The sequence below is a fragment of the Pseudomonadota bacterium genome (assembly GCA_034660915.1).
Lineage (GTDB): Bacteria > Desulfobacterota > Anaeroferrophillalia > Anaeroferrophillales > Anaeroferrophillaceae > DQWO01.
This window is the reverse complement of the sequence record JAYEKE010000215.1, coordinates 1-6057: the sequence shown is the minus strand read 5'-3', so window position 1 is coordinate 6057 and position 6057 is coordinate 1. Positions and strand designations below refer to the sequence as shown.

At 48.7% G+C, this 6057-nt stretch carries 5 protein-coding genes; all 5 read left to right on the top strand.

Translation table 11 applies throughout. The features are described from left to right. Nucleotides 1–1932, top strand: a 1932-nt coding sequence (locus U9P07_11955; GenBank protein MEA2110119.1) for a PAS domain S-box protein, incomplete at its 5' end; no start/stop codon positions are given. Between the two features lie 566 nt (nt 1933–2498). Further along, the gene (gene cls / locus U9P07_11950; protein MEA2110118.1) at nt 2499–3926 is read left to right on the top strand and encodes a cardiolipin synthase; all 1428 of its coding nucleotides are present in this window, start codon (nt 2499–2501) and stop codon (nt 3924–3926) included. A 30-nt stretch (nt 3927–3956) separates the two neighbouring features. Continuing rightward, a complete protein-coding gene (locus U9P07_11945) occupies nt 3957–4682 on the top strand; it encodes an outer membrane lipoprotein carrier protein LolA (GenBank protein MEA2110117.1) in 726 nt (241 codons plus the stop codon). 207 nt (nt 4683–4889) lie between these two features. Then, complete coding sequence (locus U9P07_11940) at nt 4890–5750, top strand: zinc dependent phospholipase C family protein (protein MEA2110116.1); 861 nt, start codon at nt 4890–4892, stop codon at nt 5748–5750. Then, nucleotides 5747–6057: SGNH/GDSL hydrolase family protein (locus U9P07_11935; GenBank protein ID MEA2110115.1), on the top strand; the 311-nt coding region annotated here is incomplete at its 3' end. The genes U9P07_11940 and U9P07_11935, both read left to right, overlap by 4 nt.

Genomic DNA, 6057 nt, shown 5'->3' with positions numbered 1-6057 from the left:
ACCGACCGCAAGCAGGCGGAGGAAGCGCTTAAAAAAGAAAAAGTGTTTTCCGAAAAAATTGTGGAAAACGCCAAGGCAATTATTGTAGGACTTGACAAAGATCACATCATCAGAATTTTTAATCGGGGAGCAGAACAGATTACCGGATATACAAAAGAAGAGGTCATCGGGAAGGACTGGTTCAAAATATTTTTTCCAAAAGAGATGCTGGATGAAATGAATAAAGTATGGAAAGATTCCTGGGGAGTTAAATCACATTCCTACATAAATCCAATTCTTTCTAAAACGGGCGAAGAGAAAATAGTTTCCTGGCAAATGACGGGAATCTATGATGGTGATGATGTATCAAAACATCTATTACTTTCAATTGGCGAGGACATTACCGACCGCAAGCAGGCGGAGGAGCAACTGCAAAATGAGCGGGAAAAGCTCTTTGTTACCCTGCGCTCCATCGGCGACGGGGTCATCACCACCGATACCGACGGCCGGGTTACCTTCATGAATGGTATCGCGGAAGAACTGACCGGCTGGAGCCAGGGGGAGGCTGCCGGTCGGCCTTTGTCGGAAGTCTTCCATATCATCAACGAAAAAACCGGCGTTCCCGGCGAGAACCCGGTGACAAAGGTACTGAAGATAGGCAAAATCATCGGTCTGGCAAACCATACCGCCTTGATCGCCAGAGACGGCACCCAGCGAAGCATTGCCGACAGCGCCGCCCCGATTCATAGTTCGGCACAAGGAAAAATCCTCGGCGTGGTGCTGGTCTTCCGTGATGTGACCGACAAGAAAAAGAGGGAAGAGGAGTTGTTAAAAATCAAAAAGCTGGAATCGGTGGGCGTCCTTGCCGGCGGCATTGCCCACGATTTCAATAACATTCTTACCGCCATCCTTGGCAACATCAGCCTGGCCGACATGTATATTGAAAAAGAAAATAAAGCCCATTTACGATTAAAAGAAGCGGAAAAGGCCTCTTTGCGGGCCAAGGATTTGACCCAGCAGCTGCTGACCTTCTCCAAGGGCGGCGATCCGGTCAGAGAAACCACCTCCATCACCCAGGTTATCACCGATTCAGCGGATTTTGTCCTTCACGGCAGTAATGTCCTATGCCGTTACGCTATCCCGGAAGATTTATGGCTGGTGGATATTGATACCGGGCAGATGAGCCAGGTTATTCAGAATCTGGTGATTAACGCCCGGCACGCCATGCCGGAAGGGGGTGAAATCAATATTTCCGGGGAGAATATTGCGGACATTACAAAGGAAACAGGCTTAAGCCTGCCGGAAGAGAAATACATTAAAATAACCATTGCCGATACCGGCGGCGGCATCCCGGAAAAATATCTTGATAAAATCTTTGACCCCTATTTTTCCACCAAACAGCAGGGAAGCGGCCTCGGTCTGGCAGTGACCCACTCCATCATCAACAAGCATGACGGCCATATTTTCGTGCGCTCAAAATCAGGCGAAGGCACGACCTTTATCATCTATCTGCCCGCTGCCGCCGAACAGATATCCCGTGATGCAGGAGCAGAAGCGCAAGCGCCGGAAAAAACCGCGAGAGGCACGATACTGGTCATGGATGATGAAGAGATGATACAGAATTTGGCCAAAGCGATGCTTTCCCGTTTCGGCCATGAAGTCTTACAGGCCAAAGACGGCAGGGAAGCAATTGTAATATTCCAGGAACATCAAGGCAGTGATAACCCCGTTGATGTCATCATCATGGATTTAACCATTCCCGGTGGCATGGGCGGCAAAGAGGCCATCAAGGAAATCCTGAAAATTGACCCGGAGGCCAAGGCTATCGTCTCCAGCGGATATGCAAACGATCCGGTGATGGCGAATTACCGCCAATATGGGTTTAAAGCATCCATAGGCAAGCCTTTTAAGATGGCCCAATTGAAGGAAACAATTGACGCAGTTTTAGGGTAAAAAACACGTTACAAGGCGCTGCGCCTGACCGCTATTCCGCCGCGCTCCATACGGGCAGGTGAGCTTGGGCAGGTTATATGGCAAAACCAACACAAAAATTGTAAGGAGGTTTAAGGTGGCATTAATCCAATGGAATGACAGTTTCAGCAGAGATTGACCAACAGCATCAAAAACTGGTGTCTATGATCAATGAGCTTAATGACGCCATGAAGCAAGGAAAAGGAAAAGTAAATATTCGGGCGCGTTTTCAAAAAAGCAATAATACTCTCGCAGAGGTATAGAGAAACCAGTCATTTGCTCTCTGTGACTCCGTGTTGGTGAGAAATAAAAAAACTGGTAATTATTCAGCGTAATTTTTTTGTCTCGCGCCCGTTCGTTTCACTCACTCAAGACGCAAAGAGCGCAAAGAAAAATGACAGACGATATAGCAAATTGAACTCTTCGCGGTCTTTGCGGCTTTGCGAGAGAATTAAAAAAAATTGACTGATATAGTTGCAAGAATTTGCCAATCTATAAACAAAGTCGAATGCTTATGGTGCGGCTGTGGGTGCAGAGATGTCCTGTAAATGATTATTCCCCACTGGATTTTTGCCCATTTTCTTGAAATCGTCGGCTATATGCTGGCGATTGTCTTGATTCCCCGCATTCTCCTTGAACGGCGGCATCCCGGAGCAACCCTTGCCTGGATTCTGGCCATTGGCCTGCTTCCCTATGTGGGGGTGCCGCTTTATTTTCTCATCGGCGGCAAGCGGATTAAACGCATTGTCGAGAAAATGGAGCGGCCACCGGAAAAATACCGGGATTCTTTTTCAGTGTCAGGCGATGAAATAACCCCGTCATTGAACCGGGTTTCGGAATTGATGGTGCGGACCGGTGCTTATTTCCCGGTTGCTGGCAACCATTGCCGGGTTATTGATGATGGGGTTGAAGCTTATCAAGTGCTCACTGAGCTTATCGAAGAGGCTGAAATTTCTATTGAAATTATCACCTTTATTCTTGGCCGCGATGATGTCGGTAGAAGATTGGTGACTCTGCTGGCTCGTAAAGCACGCCAGGGAGTAAAGGTCAAGTTGCTGCTTGATGCCCTGGGGTGTTTTTTGACCAAAGGTCGATTTGTGCAGCCCCTTCGAGATGCCGGCGGCCAGGTGGGGATTTTTTTACCCCTGTTGATGGTGCGGAGTCGGTGGGCGGCCAATTTGCGCAACCATCGTAAAATGGTGATTATTGATGGCTGTCAGGCTGTGGTCGGCGGTATGAACCTGGCAAAGAATTATCTTGGTCCGGCCAGTTATGAAAAACGCTGGATGGATATGGTGTTATTGTTCAGGGGGGTGGCTGTTGGTCATCTTCGCAATGTTTTCCGGCATGACTGGGCCTATGCCACCGGGGAAAAGTTTAAGCGGGTCGAACCGGAATATCCTTCAACTTATGATCATGATTTTGACAGTATTGTTCAGGTTGTTGCTGATGGTCCGTCGTATGCAAACCGTCGGCCGCTCTATTCCGGGATTCTGGCTGCCCTGCACCAGGCTGAAAAGAGTATCTGGGTGGTCAGTCCCTATTTTGTTCCAGATGAGCCCCTGTCTGCCGCGCTGGAACTGGCAGCCCGTATGGGTCTGGAAGTTCGTATAATTATGCCGGAGCGTTCCAACCATCCCCTGGTTGATCTGGCCGGGAACTCTTTTCTGCCGGACTTGATTGATGCCGGGGTGCAATTATACCGCTATCAACCGGGGATGATCCATGCGAAGCTGATCGTTATCGATGGCCGTCTGGCAGTGGTGGGGACCGCCAATATGGATATTCGCAGTTTCCAGCTTAATTTTGAGCTGGCGTTGTTCCTTTATTCCGCGGTAGATGTACGTCAAGTAGTATCCGTGGTGGAGAAAATTGTTGCTGACTCCCGGCTGGTAAGCTCAGAGGAAATCCACCAGCGAGGCAAAGTGCGGGAATTTGTCGAGGATATATGCCGGATATTTTCACCGGTTCTGTAGAATATATATGGAGAGGAAGGGGTAATCTGAGTGACTGAACATAAAGGAGTTTACGTGGTACTTTATTGTTGTCGGCGATTTATTTCGTTATGGTTATTGACTGTAATTTTGAGTGTTGTTTTCTGTTGTTTCCCCATGACTGCCTCTTGTAAAGCGGGCAGCGGCCAGAAAAAAATCCTGAGCCGGATAAAAGCAGTTTTTGAGCAACCTGGTTTATGGCAAGGGGATTTTGTGCAGGAGGCCCATCTGCCTGATGTTGAAGAACCGGTAATTTCCCGGGGGAAAGTCTATTTTAAAATTCCTGATTGCATGCGCTGGGAGTTTAAGGAACCGGATGCCCAGCTGCTGGTTTCTGATGGTAAGAGGCTTTGGTTTTATGACGCGTCTCTGCAACAAGTCATGATTGGCGAGGTGGCTCAGGTGACGGAAGCCCGGCTGATGATGCATTTGTTAACAAATTTGGAGAAGTTGCAGGATGACTATCAGGTAGCAGTATCCGAATCTGGCGATGATCCCATTGTCAGGGTTTCCCTGGTGCCCCGGGCGGCAGAAGGTGAGGGGCGACCGTTTACAACCTTGCAGCTTTTTTTTGATAAACAGACATTGAAACTGGTCAAAAGTCAGCTTACGGATCTTTTTGCCAATGAGATAATTATCAGTTATTCCTGGAAACCGCCGACCGAAAACAAACTACCGGCGGGGTTTTTCAGTTTTGTACCACCGCCTGGGACTGAGATTGTGCCTCTGGCGCAATAAATACTGCTATTTCTTACTATCTCAACTTTCTGACTTACATTGTCAGACATACATTACAGGATGTTCGGGCTTGGCTCATAGCCTGTCGGCGTGCGGCACGCACAGGCAGGCCATGGACGGCCGGCGAGAATGAGCGAGAGCCATGCCGGAACATCCATGAAAATTTCTTTCAGCTGTTTTTAGAATAACTCAGAAAGTTGAGTTGCTATGAGTTCCTTCTTGCTGATTGTGTTTTTTTCGCTGTTGCTTGTTCTTTTGAGCTGTGATTCTGCCTGGGCCTGGGGGCCGGCAACCCACCTGGAACTGGCCCGGGAACTGCTGGCCGGCAAAAATCTTTTGCCCCTGCAGGTTGCGGCTAATCTGGCCAATTATCCCTATGATTTCCTCTATGGCAATATTGCCGCGGACATGGTGGTCGGGAAAAAATTCGTTGATCCATTGCGCCATTGCCATACCTGGCCGGTTGCCTTTGAATTACAGGACCGGGTTCGTTCTCCGGCCCAGCAGGCTTTTGTCTACGGATACCTTGCCCATCTGGCAGCGGACATTGTCGCCCATAATTCATTTGTACCGAGCAAAATTGTCCAGTATTACCACCAGAAAGGTGCCCTTCATCTGTATTGGGAAATGCGATTTGAGGTTTCGGTCCGCCATAAATTGTGGCAGTATGCCCATCTGATCAGCAGGCGTTCACGTTGGGAAAATGATCCTCTCCTGGCCCGGGGCATAACCCCAACCATTTTTTCTTTTCCGGTCAACCGGCGGATTTTTAATACGGTACTTTTATTGAATCGGACCAGACGTTGGCAGAAACTGCTTCTCCGACTTGATAAATCTCCTCATTACGCGCTGTCCGGTGATGATGTCCTGTATTTTAAAAAGAAATCGCTGGCTAATATGTTGGAAATATTGCGAAATCTCAAAGATTCATCTCTGTGCGCCAAAGATCCCCGTGGCCAGCGAAACCTGGCCCGGGCAAAAAAGATCGGCCGTCGCTTGCGTCGCCAAAGATCATCTACTCTGACTTCGGGGCAACTGCAGGAGTATATACAGCCGTTTTTATTTTGAAACCATCCTTTATCACCATTGCCTGCCTTGGTGATTCCATTACTAATGGCTTCGGGGTTCGCCGTCCCTGGCGGCGGGTTATGCAAAACCTGCTGCGGGAGCGATACCCTGAAATCAGCTTCAAGGTGCTGAATGCCGGGGTTGATGGAGACACCTTGTTTGGCGGTCGGCGACGCCTGCGGCGTGATGTGTTGCGCTATACACCAGATCTGATAACCATTGCATTTGGTTTGAATGACCTGTATATGGGAGTGCCATTAGCGGAGTTCAGCCGGAATCTTAATGAGATGGTTGAAAAGATCAAGCA

Bases quoted from the DNA above. Each gene is read 5' to 3' on its own strand.
- cls (MEA2110118.1), top strand. From the start codon at position 2,499: ATGATTATTCCCCACTGGATTTTTGCCCATTTTCTTGAAATCGTCGGC.
- U9P07_11940 (MEA2110116.1), top strand. From the start codon at position 4,890: ATGAGTTCCTTCTTGCTGATTGTGTTTTTTTCGCTGTTGCTTGTTCTT.